This is a genomic window from Rhodoferax sp. GW821-FHT07F03, from assembly GCF_059418745.1.
This window is the reverse complement of sequence record NZ_JBWKQM010000005.1, coordinates 1-15,931: the sequence shown is the minus strand read 5'-3', so window position 1 is coordinate 15,931 and position 15,931 is coordinate 1. Positions and strand designations below refer to the sequence as shown.

The window sequence follows — 15,931 nt, the reverse complement described above, 5'->3', positions numbered from 1 at the left end:
GAATGAGCACCATGAACCCGATGAGGGCCCTGCCCCGCGACAGCCGCGACACCCTGTTCCTGCTGGTGGTCATCGCCTGGGTGGTGCTGCCTCAGGTGGGCAATCTACCGCTGTGGTGCACGGGCCTGACGGCGGGCGTGCTGCTGTGGCGCGGCTGGCTGGCCTGGCGCGCCCGGCCCCTGCCCTCGCGCTGGTGGCTGGCGGCGCTGCTGGCCGTCACGCTGGCGGCCACCTGGGCCACGCACAAAACCCTGCTCGGACGCGATGCCGGCGTGACCCTGATCGTGGTTCTGCTGGCGCTGAAAACGCTGGAGCTGCGCGCCCGGCGCGATGCCTTTGTGGTGTTCTTCCTGGGCTTTTTCACCATGCTCAGCAACTTCTTCTTTTCACAGTCGCTGCTGACGGCGGCCGCCATGCTGATCGCCCTGCTGGGCTTGCTGACGGCGCTGGTCAACGCGCACATGCCGGTGGCCCCACAAACCGCCCTGCCCGAAGCCGCCAAGATCGCCGGCGGTATGGCCCTGCTGGGCGCGCCCATCATGGCCGTGCTGTTCCTACTGTTCCCGCGCATGGCGCCGCTGTGGGGTGTGCCCAGCGACGCCATGGCCGGGCGTAGCGGCCTGTCCGCCAGCATGCAGGTCGGCACCATGGCCCAGCTGGCGCTGGACGACAACATCGCCATGCGCGTGCGCTTTGATGGCCCGCCACCGCAGCAGCAAGACCTGTACTTTCGCGGCCCGGTGCTGTCGCGCTTTGATGGCCGCGAGTGGCGGCCCCAGTACAACGAATTTGCCCAGTCACTACCCACCGATCTGCAGGTATCCGGTGCGCCCGTGAACTACCAGGTCACGCTGGAGCCCAGCAACCGCCCCTGGCTGCTGACGCTGGACGCCACGCCCCAGCGCCCCACCCTGGCCGGCATGGACGCCGCCATGACGCCCGACCTGCAATGGCTGGCCAGCCGCCCGGTCAGCGACCTGCTGCGCTACCAGGTGCAAAGCTATCCGCAGTTCCGGTACGGGCCGCAGCAAGCCGATACCAAGAGCAATAGCAGCCTGCAGCCCTTTCTGGACCTGCCGCCCGGCTACAACCCACGCACCCTGCAGCTGGCCGCCGACATCCGCCGCGCCCAGCCTACCGCCAATACCGCCACCCTGGTCGCGCTGGTGCTGGAGCGGCTGCGCACCGGCGGCTACAGCTACACGCTGGACCCCGGCGTCTACGGGCGCGACACGGCGGACGAGTTCTGGTTTGACCGCAAGGAAGGCTTTTGCGAGCACATCGCCTCGTCCTTCGTCATCCTGATGCGAGCGCTGGACGTGCCGGCCCGCATCGTCACCGGCTACCAGGGCGGTGAACTCAACGGCGTGGACGGCTTCTGGGTGCTACGCCAAAGCGATGCCCACGCCTGGGCCGAAGTCTGGCAGGCTGGCCGGGGCTGGACGCGGGTAGACCCCACGGGCGCCGTGTCGCCCGGCCGGGTCGGCAGCTTCCAGCGCCTGCAGGCGCCCAGCGGCGTGGTCGGCACGGTGCTGGGCACCGTCAGCCCCGACATGGCCAAGCGCCTGCGTGCCGCCTGGGACGCGGTGAACAACGGCTGGAACCAGTGGGTGCTGAACTACAGCCAGGGCAAGCAGCTGAACCTGCTGAAGAACATAGGCTTCAACGACCCCGACTGGGAAGACCTGGGCAAGCTGCTTGCCGGCCTGCTGGTGCTGGCCACGCTGGGTGGCGCCGCCTGGGCGCAGTGGGAACGGCTGCAACACGACCCCTGGCTGCGCCTGCTGGACGCCGCCCGGCGCAAGCTGTTGAAGGCCGGCATCACCCCCGCCCCCAACGCTCCGCCCCGCGAACTGGCCGCCCTGCTGCCAGAGCACCCGGCCATCCAGCAATGGCTGCTGCAGCTGGAGGCCCAGCGCTATGCACCCCAAACGCCGCACAGCCTGGCGGCGCTGCGGCGCAGCTTTAGAGGGCTCGTCTGGCCCCACTAAACTCAGGCGGCCACTTTCCTTATTCCATGCACCCATTCCGCCCGATATTCCGCCCGATTGCTCTCGTTTTAATAGCTGCTTGCGCAGCATCTGTCTGCGCCAAGCCCGCAAAACAGCCCAAAGTCAAAAAACCCGCCAAAGTCGCCGCCATCACCGCCGGCCCGCTGTACGCCAACCGTGACGACGCCATGGCCGCCGCCGACGACATCGCCGAGCGCCGTGGCCTGGACGCCGCCTGGGTGCACAACATCCTGGGTCAGGCGCGCTTTCTGCCCAGCGTGCCGCGCCTGATGGCACCCGCGCCCAGCGGCACGGCCAAAAACTGGAAGCTCTACCGCAGCCGCTTCATCGAACCGATCCGCATCGCCGCCGGCGTGCGCTTCTGGCAAGACAACCGCGCCGCACTGGAGCGGGCTGAGAAAGAGTATGGCGTACCGCCCGAAATCATCGTCGGCATCCTGGGCGTAGAGACCATTTACGGCCAGCAGATGGGCAACTTCCGCGTCATCGACGCACTGGCCACGCTGGCCTTTGACTTCCCCGCCAGCCACCCGCGCGCTGCCGAGCGCAGCACCTACTTCAAAGGCGAGCTGGAGCAGTTCCTCAGCCTCACGCAGCGCGCCGGCATAGACCCGCTCAGCCTGCGCGGCAGCTACGCCGGCGCCATGGGCATGCCCCAGTTCATGCCCACCAGCTGGGTGCATTACGCGGTGGACTTCGACGGCGACAGCCATGTGGACCTGTTCGGCAGCGCCACCGATGCCATAGGCTCGGTGGCCAGCTACTTCAAGGCCTTCCACTGGCAACCCGGCATGCCCGCCACCTACCCGGTGCAGCTGGCACCGAATGCGGATATGGACACCCTGCTGGCCCCCGACATCCTGCCTACTTTCAGCGTAGTCAGCTTCCAAGCCAAGGGCGCCCTGCTGGACGGCCCAGCCCTGCAGCACACCGGCCCCCTGGCCCTGGTGGAACTGCAAAACGGCGACGCCCCGCCGCAGTACCTTGCTGGAACCGAAAACTTCTACGCCATCACCCGCTACAACTGGAGCAGCTACTACGCCATGGCCGTGCTGGAGCTGGGGCAGGAAGTGGCGGCCATTGTCAAAGCCCGCACCGCACCATGAGCGCCGGCAGCTCCAGCTTCGTAGATTTCATCGTCGAGCAACTGGCCGGCATGGAGCAGCTGCAAAGCAAGCGCTTTTTCGGCGGCATCGGCCTGGTATCTGGCGGCACCCAGTTTGCGATGCTGATGGGCAATACGCTGTACTTCGCGGTGAACGACACCACCCGACCGCAGTACGAGCAAATGGGTAGCCAGTGCTTTGCTTACGACACCAAGGCCCGGCGGGTGCAGGTGAAGAAATACTTCGAGGTGCCGGCTGAAGCTCTGGAAGACCCGACGGCTCTGCTAGCGCTGGCGAATCAAGCGCTAGAGATTGCGCGCATGGCCAAGCCAAGGCATCTCAAAGTCCGTGTTTGAAAGCTACGCGTCCAGCACCGCGTCATGGAAATCATTCTCGTGGACGAGAACAACCCGAACGCCTTTCTTCCGAAGTTCGACGGCTTTCTCGACCTTTCGGCCATAGCATGCAAATGCCCAGCACGGATTTCCTTCAGCTCCAATTACCAAGTAGGTAAGTTTGGCAGTTACTCCAGGAATTGGCTCTCCGCCAAGATCCTTAACAATTTTTTCGAACTCTGCTCGCTTGTATTTCGCCGAAGCGCCGGTGAAACAGAACTTTGCTCCCGGAAATGAAACTATTGGCATCACGGCGCAAAGCGCAGTAAATGGCCGATCTCCACTGTCAGCAATCAAAGGTCGGACAATGGTGCGTTCGTCAAGCACTGCCAAGAATTCAGTGAAGAAGTCTAAAAGCATTCTGTGCTCAATTTCATCGATTTGGCCGTCAGCCAAAACCTTCGTGGTCATGGCTTCAATTTCATCGTAAGGCCAACAGGTCTTCAAATGTTCATGTTCTGCCAGCCAGTCAGATAAACCCCGCATTTCGTCCACGCTGATTATTCCGTCAGAGGCAATGCCACCCACGACAGCGTGCAGACGTTGAAGATCCGCCGTAACCATGTCGTAGAACTCAGTACTTCTGAGCCGTTCACACAACCAGGTCAAATCTGCGCGCTCTTCTGGATCAAGCAAGCCATCAGAAACAGCATCGGCCACGACAGGGATGAGTTCTGAAAAGGGATGTCGCATGGCCACATCCTGATGATCTGAGAGCCACATTCGCAACAACGCGACCTCGCCAGAAGTGACCTTTCCATCAATTGCAATGCCTTCCAACAGGCCAAGCAACGAGTTGATGGACTTTTCAATGCGCCCTTTCCCCGTGAACTTAAAGTAAGTCTGAACATCCGATGTCATCTAAAGCTCCCCAAAATTCGATTGATCCCTGCAGCAGCACCCACCAGCCGTAGCGAGCTTGCTACCCCGCTCAAATAATAGAGGTCTTTAAACCCCGGTCCAACGCATATCGTTCCTGCGCCAACTCGATCAGCTTGGTGATCAACGCGGTATAGCCCAGGCCGCTGGCCTGCCATAGCTTGGGATACATGCTGATGGAGGTGAAGCCGGGCAAGGTATTCACTTCGTTGACCAGCACCTTGCCTTGCGGCGTAAGGAACACATCGACACGGGCCATACCTGCGCAGTCCAGCACGCGAAACGCCTCCAGGGCCACACGGCGGACCTCGCTGCTGGCGGCCTCGTCAATGTCGGCTGGCACCACCACTGCGGCGCCTTGGTCATCGATGTACTTGGTGTCATAAGCGTAGAACTCGTCGCGCAACACGATCTCGCCGCAGACGCTGGCCTGCGAGTCGTCGTTGCCCAGCACGGCACATTCGATTTCGCGGCCCACAATGGCCTGCTCGACCAAGACCTTGTGGTCAAACTCCAGCGCCAGGGTCACAGCGCGCTGAAACTCCTCCGCAGTACGCACCTTGCTCACGCCGACCGACGAGCCCATATTCGCCGGCTTGACGAACAGTGGCAGACCCAGCTGTGCCACCACGTCGTCGAACCGGGCGCGCTGGGCCTTGGCCCGCGTAAACACCAGGAACGGTGCCACGGCCAGCCCGGCGTCGCGCAGCAGGCGCTTGGACACATCCTTATCCATGCACACGGCCGAACCCAGCACGCCCGAGCCCACGAACGGCAGATTGGCCATGCGCAGCATGCCTTGCAGCGAGCCGTCCTCGCCCTGCGAACCATGGACAATGGGAAACAGCACATCGATCTGGCCCAGGGCCGCGCCGGCGGTGCCTTGAAGAGCGATCAGCTGCTGGCTTTGCTTGCCGGGTACCAGGGCCACGTCCAGATGGCTGCGGTTGAGAGCGATCAGCGCGGGATTGTCGGCATGCAGCAGGTAGCTGGACACATCGTTCACATGCCACTGGCCTTGCTTGTCTATGCCGATCAGCGTCACCTCGAAGCGGCTGCGGTCAAGAGCATCGACAATGTTTTTGGCCGATTGCAAAGACACCTCGTGCTCGGCGGATTTGCCGCCAAAAATAATCCCCACCCTGGTTTTAGCGCCCATATGCATCCTTGATTGGTGCTGGAACTGTACATCCAGCGCAGGGCCGCGAAAGACCCCTCTCGTTTCTGTATCCACCCCGTAAATATCCGTAAACCAGGCCCGCTCCTACAGCCAGCGGCCGGGCCATGGACTCCAATACATGTAGAGGCAGCCACACCGGCTGCTGCATGACAAGGAGTCGCACATGCGTAAAACCACTTTCATCGTTGCACTGACCGCCGCCTGCTTGGGATTCGGCAGCCTCGCACAGGCGCAGGGCCGCCCGGGCGGTGGGGATGACGATTGGCAGCGGCGCGACCAGCGCCAGGAGCACCGTATGGACCGCCCCATGCCGGGCCCGGACCACGGACGGCCGGGGCCGGAAGGTCGCCCCATGGCGATGCAAGAGCGTGGCGCCGGGCCGGACCACAACTTCCGCAAGGGCGGCCGTCTGCCACGCGAGTACCGCGACAACAGCTATGTGGTGAACGACTGGCGCGGCCACCACCTCAGCGCGCCGCCGCGCGGCTACCACTGGGTGCAAACGGGTGGCGACTATGTGCTGATTGCCATCACCACCGGCATCATTGCGCAGATTTTGCTGGGCAATTGATATTCGCCAAACTGGACTCTAGCGCTGGTATTACCTGCGCTAGCAGCTCCTAAAAGTAGAGCAAATGCACAACTAGCGCGCCTGGCGCCGCTCGGAGTCGGGTGCGATGAATTTGCGCAGCAGGCGCAGCAGCTCTTGCCGTTCTTCCACCTCCAGTCCATCCAGCAACTGGGTCTGCATGTCTTGCATGCCGGGCACCAGGGTGCCCAGCAGCGCGGCGCCGGCCTCGGTCAGCGCCAGGCTGCGCTGGCCGCGCGCCAGTACGGCGCGGCTGATCCAACCCTTGCTTTCCAAACGCACCGCAATGTCGGCGGTGGTGGACGTGTCCAGCGCCACCTCTTGCGCCAGCGTGGCCTGGTCTATGCCCGGTTTGGCCTGCAGGACCCGCATCATGGCGTACTGCACGGGAGTGACCTCGCGGCCCAGATGCTGGTGGAAGCTGGCCACAGCGATCTGGTGGGCCCGGCGTATCAGATGGCCGGGCTGGTCATTGAGGTCGATGGGGGCGGCAAGAAGCGTGGCAGCGGTGTCGGGCATGGGGTCACAGGTCGAGTACGAGTACCGGTGATTTTGACCGCGAACAGCAGGGTGTGAACTGGTCGTTGGCTGCCTGTTCCTCGGGCGTGAGGTACAGGTCTTTGTGGTCAGGCACGCCTTCGATCACGCGTGTCAGGCAGGTGCCGCACACGCCCTGCTCGCAGGAGAACGGCACTTCCACACCCGCCAGAGCCAGGGCCTGGATGACGGTTTGCTCCGCTGCGATATGGATCACCTTGCCGCTGCTGGCCAGGCGCACGTCGAAGCTGGCGTCATTGGCCGAGTGCACCACTTCCGCAGAGAAAAACTCGTAGTGCAGCTGTTCTTCGGGCCAGCCGCTGGCGCGGGCGGTACCCAGCACCGCATCCATAAAACCTTTGGGCCCGCACACATACAGGTGCACGCCGGGCTGGGGCTCGGCCAGCAGGTCGGGCAGAGACAGCGCTTGCACGCTGCCGCCGTCGTCGAAATGGAAGTGCACATCGCGCGCAAACGCGCTGCCGCGGATGCGCTCGACAAAGGCCGTGCGCTCCTGCGAACGGGTGCAGTAGTGCATATCGAACGGCGCGCGGCTGGCCGCCAGCTGCTGCGCCATGGCCAGGATGGGCGTGATGCCTATGCCGCCGGCCAACAGCAGGCTGCGCTTTGCGTCCGCTGCCAGGGGAAAGTGGTTCTTGGGCCCGCTGATCTCCAGTTCGCTGCCCTCGGCCAGGCCGTGCATGGCCTCGGAGCCACCGCGTGATGCCGGGTCGCGCAGCACACCCAGGCAGTAACGCTGGGTTTCCTGCGGGTCGTTGCACAGCGAGTACTGGCGCGTGGTGCCGCCGGGCAGATGCACGTCGATATGCGCGCCAGCGGTAAACGCAGGCAGCGCCGCGCCGTCCAGCGCCACCAGCTCGAAGCCGCAAATGCCCTCGGCCTCCAGCCATTTGCGGGCTACGCGCACACGCAACTTGTCGCTCATACCGTCACCTGCGTAGCTTCCTGGGCCAGTAGACGGTCAATCACCTTGCGCGACTGCACGCCACCGGCGTCGATGTTCAGCATCAGCAGCTTGCGCTCGGGGTGGGCCAGCAGGTTGCGCTGCTGCTTTTCCAGCATTTCCAGGTCTTCACTGAAGATCTTGCCTTGGCCTTCGCGGATGCTGGCGGTGAGCGCTTTGTCATGCGGGTTGAAGCTGCGCGCCATGCCCCAGAAGTACCAAATGGAGGTCTCGGTCTCGGGGGTGATGAAGTCCACCACGATGGAGGCGGCCTTGTGCTCTGCCGGTGCGTCGTAGCCGCCCTTGCCGGCATGGGCCACGCCGACTTCAATCATCACGTGGCTGGGCGGGGTGAAGCGGCAGACCTGCCAGCGGTCCACCGGCACATCGTCAGCCAGGCCATTGCCGCGCAGGGCCATGCGCCAGAACGGCGGTGCGGAGATGTTTTCCATGTAGCGGCTGGTGATGACCTCGTCGCCATTCACCACGGTCTTCACGGGTGCCTCGTCGATCTCCTTCTGGCCGATGCTGCTGGCGTGCACATAGGTTTCGTGCGTCAGGTCCATCAGGTTGTCCACCATCAGGCGGTAGTCGCAGTTGATATGGAACAGGCCGCCGCCATAGGCCCAGGCGGGGTTGTCGGCCCACTCCAGGTGGTGCAGCTTGGACTCGTCGGCCAGGTCCGGGTTGCCGGGCCAAACCCAGATGAAGCCGTAGCGCTCGATCACCGCGAACTTGCGGATCGGCGGGAAGCCGCGCACGCGTTGGCCCGGCATGGCCACGGTCTTGCCGTCGCAGCCCATTTCCAGGCCGTGGTAGCCGCAGGTCAGCTTGCCGTTTTCTACCTTGCCCAACGACAGGGGGGCACCACGGTGCGGGCAGAAATCTTCCAGCGCAACGGCCTGGCCCTCGGGTCCACGGTAGAACACCATGGATTCGCCGCAGATTTTGCGGCCCAGGGGTTTGTCGGCGATGTCGTCGGGCATGCAGGCGACGTACCAGGCGTTTTTGGGGAACATGGCGTGGGCTCCTATCGAGGGTTGAGTCATTTAGGCGGGCAAGTTCAGGCCCGCTGCTTCTTACGATCAGTATACGGATCGTCAATTCAAAACAAAAGGGGCTAGGCCTCGGTACTTACCCGGATGCCGCCCCTTTTCAGTGGATGCCCACGCTACACAATCTGTAGCTGCCTACGAAGGTAGCTCCTGCGCTGGAGGCCTTATTTCCTTAAAGCGCCTGGCCCAGGCGGGCAATGCCCTCTTCGATCTTTTCCACTCCCACGGTAGCGAAGCTCAGGCGCAGTGTGGACAGATCGGCGTCATGCGCAAAGAACGGCGCACCAGGCACAAAGGCCACCAGCTTTTCAATGGCGCGCTTGGCAAAGGCGCCGGCGTCGCGGCCTTCGGTCAGGCGTGCCCAGAAGAACATACCGCCCTGCGGCGCGTTGAAGGTGATGGCGCTACCCAGCTCGCGGCGCAGCGACTCGGCCATGACGCGGGCGCGCTCGGCGTACACCTTGCGCACCCCGACCAGCGTGGCGTCCAGCCGATTCAGGGTCAGGTAATGCGCGGCCGTGGCCTGGGTCAGGTTGCTGGTGTGGGCGTCGCTGAACTGCTTGCACATGGTGGCCTTGGCCAGCAGCTCAGGCGGGGCGATCAGCCAGCCTACGCGCAGGCCGGGGCTGAGGATTTTGCTCATGGAGCCGCAGTGCGCCAGCCAGTCACGGCTGCCGGGCACATCGGCGCTCAGCGCCAGGATGCTGGGTGGCGGTGGCTGGTCAAAGTACAGCTCGCCATAGGGGTCATCTTCGACCACCAGGGTTTGGGTGCGCACAGCAATGTCCAGAATACGCTTGCGGCGTTCCAGGCTGAGCGTAGCGCCGCTGGGGTTGCCGAAGGTGGGGATCAGGTAGACCAGCTTGGGCTTGTGCTCGTCGATCAGCTTTTCCAGCGCGTCCACATCCACGCCGTCGGCATCGATGGGGGCGCTGATGACCTGCGCGCCGTACAGGCGGAAGCACTGGATGGTGGCCAGGAAGGTGGGGCCTTCGACGATCACCTTGTCGCCGGGGTTGATCATGGTCTTGCCGATCAGGTCCAGCGCCTGCTGGCTGCCGGTGGTGACGATCAGGCCATCGGGCGCAACGGTCACGCCCTTGTTGCCCATGAATTTGCTGAGCTGTTCGCGCAGCGGGTTAAAGCCTTCGGTGGCGCCGTATTGCAGCACCGGGCCGGGGTTGTTCGCCAACACGGCGGCGGTAGACTCTGCGATACCAGCCACATCAAACAGCGCAGGGTCGGGGAAGCCGCCCGCAAAGCTGATGATGCCGGGCGTGCCCAGCAGCTTGAAGAGTTCGCGGATGGCGGAGGTTTCAACGTTGTTGAGTCGGTCGGCAAATGGCAGGGACATGGTTGGGTTTCTCGCTTTCTGAACCGCATTGTCGCTAATAAAGGGACGCTCCATGCATGTAGAACTGAGGTTGCTGCCGCCCATGCACTTGGCCTATATGCGCTGCACAGGCCCATACGGCAGCGCCGCCAGCACCCAGACCTGGACCCGCTTTGCCACCTGGCGCCAGCAGCACGGTCTGGACGCAACCCGGCGCACCCAGCTGGGCATACGCCAGGACCGGGCCAGCACCACGCCCGCCGAACAATGCCGCTACGACTGCTGCGTGGAGGTGGACGAAGACTTCATGCCCAGCGCCGAAGTGGCGGTGCAGGACTTTGCCGGTGGCCGCTATGTATGCGGCCAATTTACCGGCACGGCACTGGACATCCACGCGGCCCGGATGCACCTGTGCAACGAATGGCTGCCCAGCGCGACGGCCGACGGCGCCTGGCGTCTGATGGAGGCGCCGCTGCTGGAAATCTACCCCGAAGGCTACCGGGTAAACGCCGAAACCGGGGTCCTGCAATGCAGCTTATGTTTACCCATTCGCGCCGCATAAATAGGTAAGAATAGGCCTTATGTAAGGCATGCATTTCAGCCGCCCTACCCACCTGCAGAGGAGACACCATGTCGGACATCTCGGTATTTTTTCAATCCGTCAAATTGCCCGTCATGTCGGAAGTAGCCCATGCGCTGATCCGTACGCTCAACGATGAAGATGCCACCGGCCCGCAGGTGGCCGCCATCATCGCCAAGGACTCCACCCTGACCGCCCGCCTGCTGCGCCTGGCCAATAGCGCCAGCTTCGGTCTGAGCCGCAAGGTGGCCACGGTGGACGACGCCATCACCCTGGTGGGCATGGGCCGGGTACGCACCCTGGGCCTGGCCGCAGCCATGGGCGACGCGTTTCCCGTGGTGGACGGCCTGGATCGCAAGGAGTTCTGGCGCAGCTGCATGGTGAGCGCTGGCTATGCGCAATGGCTGTCGGCCCACCTGGGCCTGGACGGCAGCGAAGCCTGGCTGGCCAGCATGATGGTGCGCCTGGGCGAGTTGATGATTGCCCAGGCCGAGCCGAGCAGCCTGCAAGAAATTGAAAAACTGCCACACCAGCCCGGTGGCCGCTGGGAGCGCGAACAGCGCCTGACCGGCTTCAGCGAGGGCCAGATCACCGCCGAGCTGGCGCGCCGCTGGAACTTCCCCGCCGAGATCGTGCGCGCGCTGGACACCTGCTCCGACCCGCTGGCCGCCCACCCATTCAACCGACTCGGCGGCATCGTGCACCTGGCCATGCTGTTGGCCGATATGCCGGCCGGCGGCGTGGAAATGCTGGACGAGCTACCCGAAGAGGTCGTGCACGCCCTGCAGCTGAACCGAGAATGGATGCAGTCCAAATTCCCCCTGCCCGACTCGTTTGTCGATATCTCCTCACTCTGAAATGGAACTCTGCCAGGCATGAATCGCCAAGCCATCGCCGGATTTTTTGCCACCCTGCAGGCCGCCAACCCGCACCCCGTTACCGAGCTGGAGTACAGCAGCCCGTTTGAGCTGCTGGCGGCCGTGCTGCTGTCGGCCCAGGCCACCGACGTGGGCGTCAACAAGGCCACGCGCAAGCTGTTTCCAGTTGCCAACACGCCGCAGGCCATTCTGGACCTGGGCCTGGAGGGGCTGGAGGGCTACATCAAAACCATAGGCCTGTACCGCAGCAAGGCCAAGCACCTGATGCAAGCCTGCCGCATGCTGGTGGACCTGCACGGCGGCGAAGTGCCGCACGACCGCGAGGCCCTGGAAGCCCTGCCCGGCGTGGGCCGCAAGACCGCCAATGTGGTTTTGAACGTAGCCTTTGGCGAACCCACCATGGCGGTGGACACGCATATCTTCCGCCTGGGCAATCGCACTGGGCTGGCGCCCGGCAAGACCCCGCTGGAAGTAGAAAAAGGCCTGCTCAAACGCATTCCGGCCGAATACATGGTGCACGCCCACCACTGGCTGATATTGCACGGCCGCTACATCTGCCAAGCACGCAAGCCCCTGTGCTGGCAGTGCGGCGTAGCGAGCTACTGCGACTTCAAACCCAAGACTGCGGCGCCCTGAGTCCACGGTCAGACCAGAGGGACGCTCGCTCTGGCCCGGGACTGCAGCCACTGCTCCAGTTCGGGCGCCGGCAAAGGCTTGGCAAACAGATAACCCTGCAGCACCGGGCAGCCGCGGTCCGTGAGAAAGTCGGCCTGCAGCTGGGTTTCCACACCTTCGGCAACCACCGTCAGGCGCAAGCCGTCGCCGATGCGCAAGACGGTGTTGGTCAGCGCCTGCGCAGCAGCACTGTCGTCCAGGTCTTGCACAAAGCTTTTGTCCAGCTTCAGCTCGTGAATGGGCAGGCGGTGCAAATAGCCGAGGGAGGAATAACCGGTACCAAAATCGTCCAGCGACAGATGCACTCCCATGGCGTGCACCGCGTGGATGGTCTGCAGCGCGCTGCCACCGGCGTCCATCATCACGCTCTCGGTCATCTCCAGCGTCAGGTCGTTCGGGGTCAGCCCGTGCTCGCTCAGCAAGTTGGCCACCAGGCGTGGCAGCCCGACATCCTGGAAGTTGCGCGCCGACAGATTTACGGCCACCCGTGGTACGGCTATGCCCCGTCTGCGCCAGTCGGCCATCTGGCGGCAGGCTTCCTCCAGGCCCCAGCGGCCCAGAACGTCGATCAGGCCAGACTCTTCCGCCAGCGGAATGAAGCGGGCCGGCGAAATCACCCCCAGCTCTGCGTGCGTCCACCGCGCCAAGGCTTCCACACCATGCAATTGCTGATCGCCATGCCCCATGACCTGCGGCTGGTAGTGCAGCTGCAGGCCGCCTGTGCGCAGTGCCTCACGCAACGCCGACTCAAGGGCAATGCGTTCCTGGGTCTGGCGATCCATAGCCAGATTGAAGAAACGCATGCAACCCCGGCCATCGCGCTTGGCCTGGTGCATGGCCAGATCGGCGTGGGTCAGCAGGGTATCGAAGTCGGTGCCATCTTCGGGGAACATCGCTACACCCAGACTGGCGTTGGAGTGCACCACCGTACCCGACAGCAGCACCGGCGCGGTCACTGCGGCACGCATTTCATCAGCCAACTGCGTGGCCTGCTCGGAGGTACACCCCGTCAGCACGGCCACGAACTCATCCCCCGCATGACGCCCCAGCAGATCGCCCGCACGCACGAACAGGCCCAGACGGGCAGCGATTTCGCGCAGCAGCGCATCTCCCGCGCCATGGCCTTGCGTGTCGTTGACCTGCTTGAATCGGTCGATATTGAAAAACAGCACAGCCAGCGGCGCCTGTGTACGGCCGGCTTCCGCCACCGCAGCCTCAGCCCGTTTGCGCAGCATGGTGCGATTCGGCAAGCCGGTCAAAGCATCGAAAAATGCCAATTGATGGATATGCGCGCGCGACTCCTCACGCTCCATTGCCAGCGCACAGAGATGCACACAGACATTCACCAGGCGCTGGTGCAACGGGTCCGGCCCGCGATTTTCACGAAAGTAGAACGCGAAGGTGCCCAACACCCGGCCATCCTGCGCCATGATGGGGCTGGACCAGCAGGCCAGAAAACCATAGGGCAGGATCATGTGCTTGTAAGGCGCCCACAGCGGGTCACTGGCGATATCCGTCACCACTACAGGTGCGCGCCGCCAGGCTGCCGTACCGCAGGAGCCGGCCTGGGGCCCGATGGACAGCCCTTCCAACGCAGATGAAAACTCATTGGCCAGACCCGGTGCCGCCAATGGATGCAGCCGGCCCTGCATGTCCACCGCCAGCACCGAGGAGGTCACTTCCGGCGCGATCTGTTCCACCTCGTAGCAGACCAGCGCCATCAGGTCTTGCAAGGGCATTTCCTGCGCCATGGCTTGCAGCACCTTGTACTGCAGCTGTTCATGCATCTTGACCTGTGTAACGTCAGACAGAACACAGACCAAGCCCAGCAACTGGCAGCGCTCGTCATACGATGGGTCCACCACCACCGACACCCACAAGGGGTGGCGGGTCTTGGTGTACATCAGCGCCTCGGTGTGGCCGCCGCCTGGCTGCAAAAAGTTACCGGCCATGCGCTGCATGGCCTCGGCATTAGAGTGTGGCCCGGCCAACAGCACACTGGCCAACTGGCCCAGCGCTTCGCTTGCGGTGTAACCAAAGACCCGGGTAAAACCTGCGTTGACGTAGCTGATGCGGGCGTCCGGCCCGCATACAAGGAAAGCGCTGTCACTGTGCGACACGGCCTGCAGCAACTGGCTTGCCACCGCCCGCGTAAAGCCCCCTTCGGGTGCTCCGACAGACTGGGCTCCAAAATTGGGAGGCGACATGTTCATGGGTGGGCCATTCAACGAGGTCGAAGCCCAGTTTACCAGTGCATATGCTGCTGTACAGCCCCCCACCGCACACACAAACCCTAAACCATACTTACATACAAAAATGCCTTGTAACGCATATAAAACCAGCGCAATCAGCTATTAAAACCGTAGCAAATACCCAATTACGGAGCCGCGCTTTGCGACACGCCTGCAGATGCAAAACTAGCCATGTCCGCCAGTACCAAACAGGCTGACTGCAGCAGCGGCCAAGCCATGGCGGCCCCCGAGCCCTCGCCCAGGCGCAGGCCTAAATCCAGCAGTGGCGTTGCACCCATATGGTGCAGCATCAAGGCATGGCCGCGCTCGCCCGAGCTGTGGGCAAAAACGCAGCGCTGCAACACCAAGGGCTGCAGTGCATGCGCCACCAGAACCACCGCACTGGTGATGAAGCCATCGACCAGTATTACGCGGTTTTCCTGAGCTGCTTGCAGCACGGCGCCCAGCATGGTCGCCATCTCGAAGCCACCAAACGCCTCCAGTGCTTCCAACGGATCGGTCACGCCGGCATGGCGCTCCAGCACCTGGGTCAGCACGGCGATCTTGCGCTGCAAACCCGCATCGTCCAGGCCGGTGCCCACGCCGGTGCAATCCGCAATATCCAGCCCGGTCAAACGGGCCATCAATAGCGATGCTGCCGAGGTATTGCCAATGCCCATTTCACCCAGCAGCAAGACATTGCCTGGCAGGCTTTTCACTACCGCGCGGCCCTGGGCAATCGCCCGCTCGCATTCGGCGGCACTCATGGCCGTTTGTTCCAGCGCATCGGCTGTGCCATAGGCCAGCTTGTAGTCCAGCAGCCCCGGACGGGGCGCAAAGTCATGCCGTACGCCGCAGTCCACCACGGTCAGCGCAATGCCATGCTGGCGCGCCAGCACGCTGACGCAGGCACCACCGGCCAAAAAGTTTTCCACCATCTGCCAGGTCACATCGCTGGGATAGGCCGACACACCGCGCGCAGCCAGGCCATGGTCGCCAGCAAACACCACCAATTGGGGTTGCTCCAGTACCGGAGCCTCGGTGCCCAAAATCTCGCCCAGCTGCACGGCCAAGGCTTCCAGCCGCCCCAAAGAACCCAAGGGCTTGGTCTTCTGATCCAGTTTGAGCTGCAACAATGGACGCAAGGAAGATTGGGACAAATCCGTCAAAGTCATGGTGGGTTCTCGGTCAATGCAAAATACGCAGATTACAGCAGACACTGGAAGCAACCCACCTGGCCAGCCTTGGTATGGGACTTGCATTCGAAGCTACCCAGCTGTTAAGGGCAAACCCCTGCCGCTACGCACCACCTTGGGGCCTAAAATTTGAGCCCCTAAAGTGTGTCCTGCAAGCTATTTTTGACACCCCTCCTACCAGGAACATCAATGAAGAAAATCGTTCTGACTCTCGCCCTGAGCGCCCTGTCTATTGCCGCAATGGCACAAGGTAAAGACCTCAAAGTCGCCATCGACCCCACCTACGAGCCCTTCACCTTCAAGACCGCCGACGGCAAGCCC

At 63.1% G+C, this 15,931-nt stretch carries 15 protein-coding genes; 7 read left to right on the top strand and 8 right to left on the bottom strand.

The window, feature by feature from the left end:
• The first annotated feature begins 2 nt into the window (after nucleotides 1-2).
• The 3 genes from AC07R0_RS08285 to AC07R0_RS08275 are packed head-to-tail and all read left to right on the top strand — an operon-like array spanning nucleotide 3 to nucleotide 3,474.
• Entirely contained in the window at nucleotides 3-1,991 is a 1,989-nt protein-coding gene (locus AC07R0_RS08285) for a transglutaminase TgpA family protein (RefSeq protein WP_495104460.1), read from the top strand.
• 26 nt (nucleotides 1,992-2,017) lie between these two features.
• Complete coding sequence (gene mltB, locus AC07R0_RS08280) at nucleotides 2,018-3,118, top strand: lytic murein transglycosylase B (RefSeq protein ID WP_495104459.1); 1,101 nt, start codon at nucleotides 2,018-2,020, stop codon at nucleotides 3,116-3,118.
• A complete protein-coding gene (locus tag AC07R0_RS08275; RefSeq protein WP_495104458.1) occupies nucleotides 3,115-3,474 on the top strand; it encodes a TfoX/Sxy family protein in 360 nt (119 codons plus the stop codon). The genes mltB and AC07R0_RS08275 overlap by 4 nt, the downstream gene beginning before the upstream one ends.
• Nucleotides 3,475-3,477: 3 nt before the next feature.
• On the opposite strand, the gene AC07R0_RS08270 is transcribed toward AC07R0_RS08275, so the two are convergent.
• Complete coding sequence (locus AC07R0_RS08270; RefSeq protein ID WP_495104457.1) at nucleotides 3,478-4,374, bottom strand: BRCT domain-containing protein; 897 nt, start codon at nucleotides 4,372-4,374, stop codon at nucleotides 3,478-3,480.
• A gap of 70 nt (nucleotides 4,375-4,444) precedes the next feature.
• A complete protein-coding gene (ddlA, locus tag AC07R0_RS08265) occupies nucleotides 4,445-5,551 on the bottom strand; it encodes a D-alanine--D-alanine ligase (protein WP_495104456.1) in 1,107 nt (368 codons plus the stop codon).
• A gap of 184 nt (nucleotides 5,552-5,735) precedes the next feature.
• Here ddlA and AC07R0_RS08260 point away from each other — a divergent pair, with 184 nt between their 5' ends.
• The gene (locus tag AC07R0_RS08260) at nucleotides 5,736-6,143 is read left to right on the top strand and encodes an RcnB family protein (RefSeq protein WP_495104455.1); all 408 of its coding nucleotides are present in this window, start codon (nucleotides 5,736-5,738) and stop codon (nucleotides 6,141-6,143) included.
• A 72-nt stretch (nucleotides 6,144-6,215) separates the two neighbouring features.
• Here the strand turns inward: AC07R0_RS08260 and AC07R0_RS08255 are convergent, their stop codons facing one another.
• From AC07R0_RS08255 to AC07R0_RS08240, 4 genes are all read right to left on the bottom strand, one after another.
• Nucleotides 6,216-6,680: a MarR family winged helix-turn-helix transcriptional regulator gene (locus AC07R0_RS08255; RefSeq protein WP_495104454.1), complete on the bottom strand. Its 465-nt coding sequence runs from the start codon at nucleotides 6,678-6,680 to the stop codon at nucleotides 6,216-6,218.
• A 4-nt stretch (nucleotides 6,681-6,684) separates the two neighbouring features.
• Nucleotides 6,685-7,644, bottom strand: coding sequence for a PDR/VanB family oxidoreductase (locus AC07R0_RS08250; protein WP_495104453.1), 960 nt, complete (start codon nucleotides 7,642-7,644; stop codon nucleotides 6,685-6,687).
• Nucleotides 7,641-8,681: an aromatic ring-hydroxylating dioxygenase subunit alpha gene (locus AC07R0_RS08245; protein WP_495104452.1), complete on the bottom strand. Its 1,041-nt coding sequence runs from the start codon at nucleotides 8,679-8,681 to the stop codon at nucleotides 7,641-7,643. The genes AC07R0_RS08250 and AC07R0_RS08245 overlap by 4 nt, the downstream gene beginning before the upstream one ends.
• A 208-nt stretch (nucleotides 8,682-8,889) precedes the next feature.
• A complete protein-coding gene (locus tag AC07R0_RS08240) occupies nucleotides 8,890-10,065 on the bottom strand; it encodes an aminotransferase-like domain-containing protein (protein ID WP_495104665.1) in 1,176 nt (391 codons plus the stop codon).
• A gap of 58 nt (nucleotides 10,066-10,123) precedes the next feature.
• Between AC07R0_RS08240 and AC07R0_RS08235 the strand changes: the two genes are divergently transcribed.
• The 3 genes from AC07R0_RS08235 to nth all read left to right on the top strand — a co-directional run bounded on the left by AC07R0_RS08235 (nucleotide 10,124) and on the right by nth (nucleotide 12,144).
• A complete protein-coding gene (locus AC07R0_RS08235; protein WP_495104451.1) occupies nucleotides 10,124-10,612 on the top strand; it encodes an AraC family transcriptional regulator in 489 nt (162 codons plus the stop codon).
• A 68-nt stretch (nucleotides 10,613-10,680) separates the two neighbouring features.
• Nucleotides 10,681-11,487, top strand: coding sequence for an HDOD domain-containing protein (locus AC07R0_RS08230; RefSeq protein ID WP_495104450.1), 807 nt, complete (start codon nucleotides 10,681-10,683; stop codon nucleotides 11,485-11,487).
• An 18-nt stretch (nucleotides 11,488-11,505) separates the two neighbouring features.
• Nucleotides 11,506-12,144, top strand: a complete 639-nt coding sequence (gene nth / locus AC07R0_RS08225; protein ID WP_495104449.1) for an endonuclease III — start codon at nucleotides 11,506-11,508, stop codon at nucleotides 12,142-12,144.
• A gap of 8 nt (nucleotides 12,145-12,152) precedes the next feature.
• Here nth and AC07R0_RS08220 read toward each other — a convergent pair whose 3' ends face one another.
• Complete coding sequence (locus AC07R0_RS08220) at nucleotides 12,153-14,396, bottom strand: sensor domain-containing protein (RefSeq protein WP_495104448.1); 2,244 nt, start codon at nucleotides 14,394-14,396, stop codon at nucleotides 12,153-12,155.
• Nucleotides 14,397-14,560: 164 nt separating this feature from the next.
• Nucleotides 14,561-15,589, bottom strand: a complete 1,029-nt coding sequence (gene cobT / locus AC07R0_RS08215; protein WP_495076318.1) for a nicotinate-nucleotide--dimethylbenzimidazole phosphoribosyltransferase — start codon at nucleotides 15,587-15,589, stop codon at nucleotides 14,561-14,563.
• Nucleotides 15,590-15,931 lie beyond the last annotated feature (342 nt).

Bases quoted from the DNA above. Each gene is read 5' to 3' on its own strand.
- AC07R0_RS08220 (WP_495104448.1), bottom strand. From the start codon at position 14,396: ATGAACATGTCGCCTCCCAATTTTGGAGCCCAGTCTGTCGGAGCACCC.
- AC07R0_RS08230 (WP_495104450.1), top strand. From the start codon at position 10,681: ATGTCGGACATCTCGGTATTTTTTCAATCCGTCAAATTGCCCGTCATG.
- cobT (WP_495076318.1), bottom strand. From the start codon at position 15,589: ATGACTTTGACGGATTTGTCCCAATCTTCCTTGCGTCCATTGTTGCAG.
- AC07R0_RS08285 (WP_495104460.1), top strand. From the start codon at position 3: ATGAGCACCATGAACCCGATGAGGGCCCTGCCCCGCGACAGCCGCGAC.
- AC07R0_RS08245 (WP_495104452.1), bottom strand. From the start codon at position 8,681: ATGTTCCCCAAAAACGCCTGGTACGTCGCCTGCATGCCCGACGACATC.
- AC07R0_RS08250 (WP_495104453.1), bottom strand. From the start codon at position 7,644: ATGAGCGACAAGTTGCGTGTGCGCGTAGCCCGCAAATGGCTGGAGGCC.
- nth (WP_495104449.1), top strand. From the start codon at position 11,506: ATGAATCGCCAAGCCATCGCCGGATTTTTTGCCACCCTGCAGGCCGCC.
- AC07R0_RS08260 (WP_495104455.1), top strand. From the start codon at position 5,736: ATGCGTAAAACCACTTTCATCGTTGCACTGACCGCCGCCTGCTTGGGA.
- AC07R0_RS08275 (WP_495104458.1), top strand. From the start codon at position 3,115: ATGAGCGCCGGCAGCTCCAGCTTCGTAGATTTCATCGTCGAGCAACTG.
- AC07R0_RS08270 (WP_495104457.1), bottom strand. From the start codon at position 4,374: ATGACATCGGATGTTCAGACTTACTTTAAGTTCACGGGGAAAGGGCGC.
- mltB (WP_495104459.1), top strand. From the start codon at position 2,018: ATGCACCCATTCCGCCCGATATTCCGCCCGATTGCTCTCGTTTTAATA.
- ddlA (WP_495104456.1), bottom strand. From the start codon at position 5,551: ATGGGCGCTAAAACCAGGGTGGGGATTATTTTTGGCGGCAAATCCGCC.
- AC07R0_RS08235 (WP_495104451.1), top strand. From the start codon at position 10,124: ATGCATGTAGAACTGAGGTTGCTGCCGCCCATGCACTTGGCCTATATG.
- AC07R0_RS08255 (WP_495104454.1), bottom strand. From the start codon at position 6,680: ATGCCCGACACCGCTGCCACGCTTCTTGCCGCCCCCATCGACCTCAAT.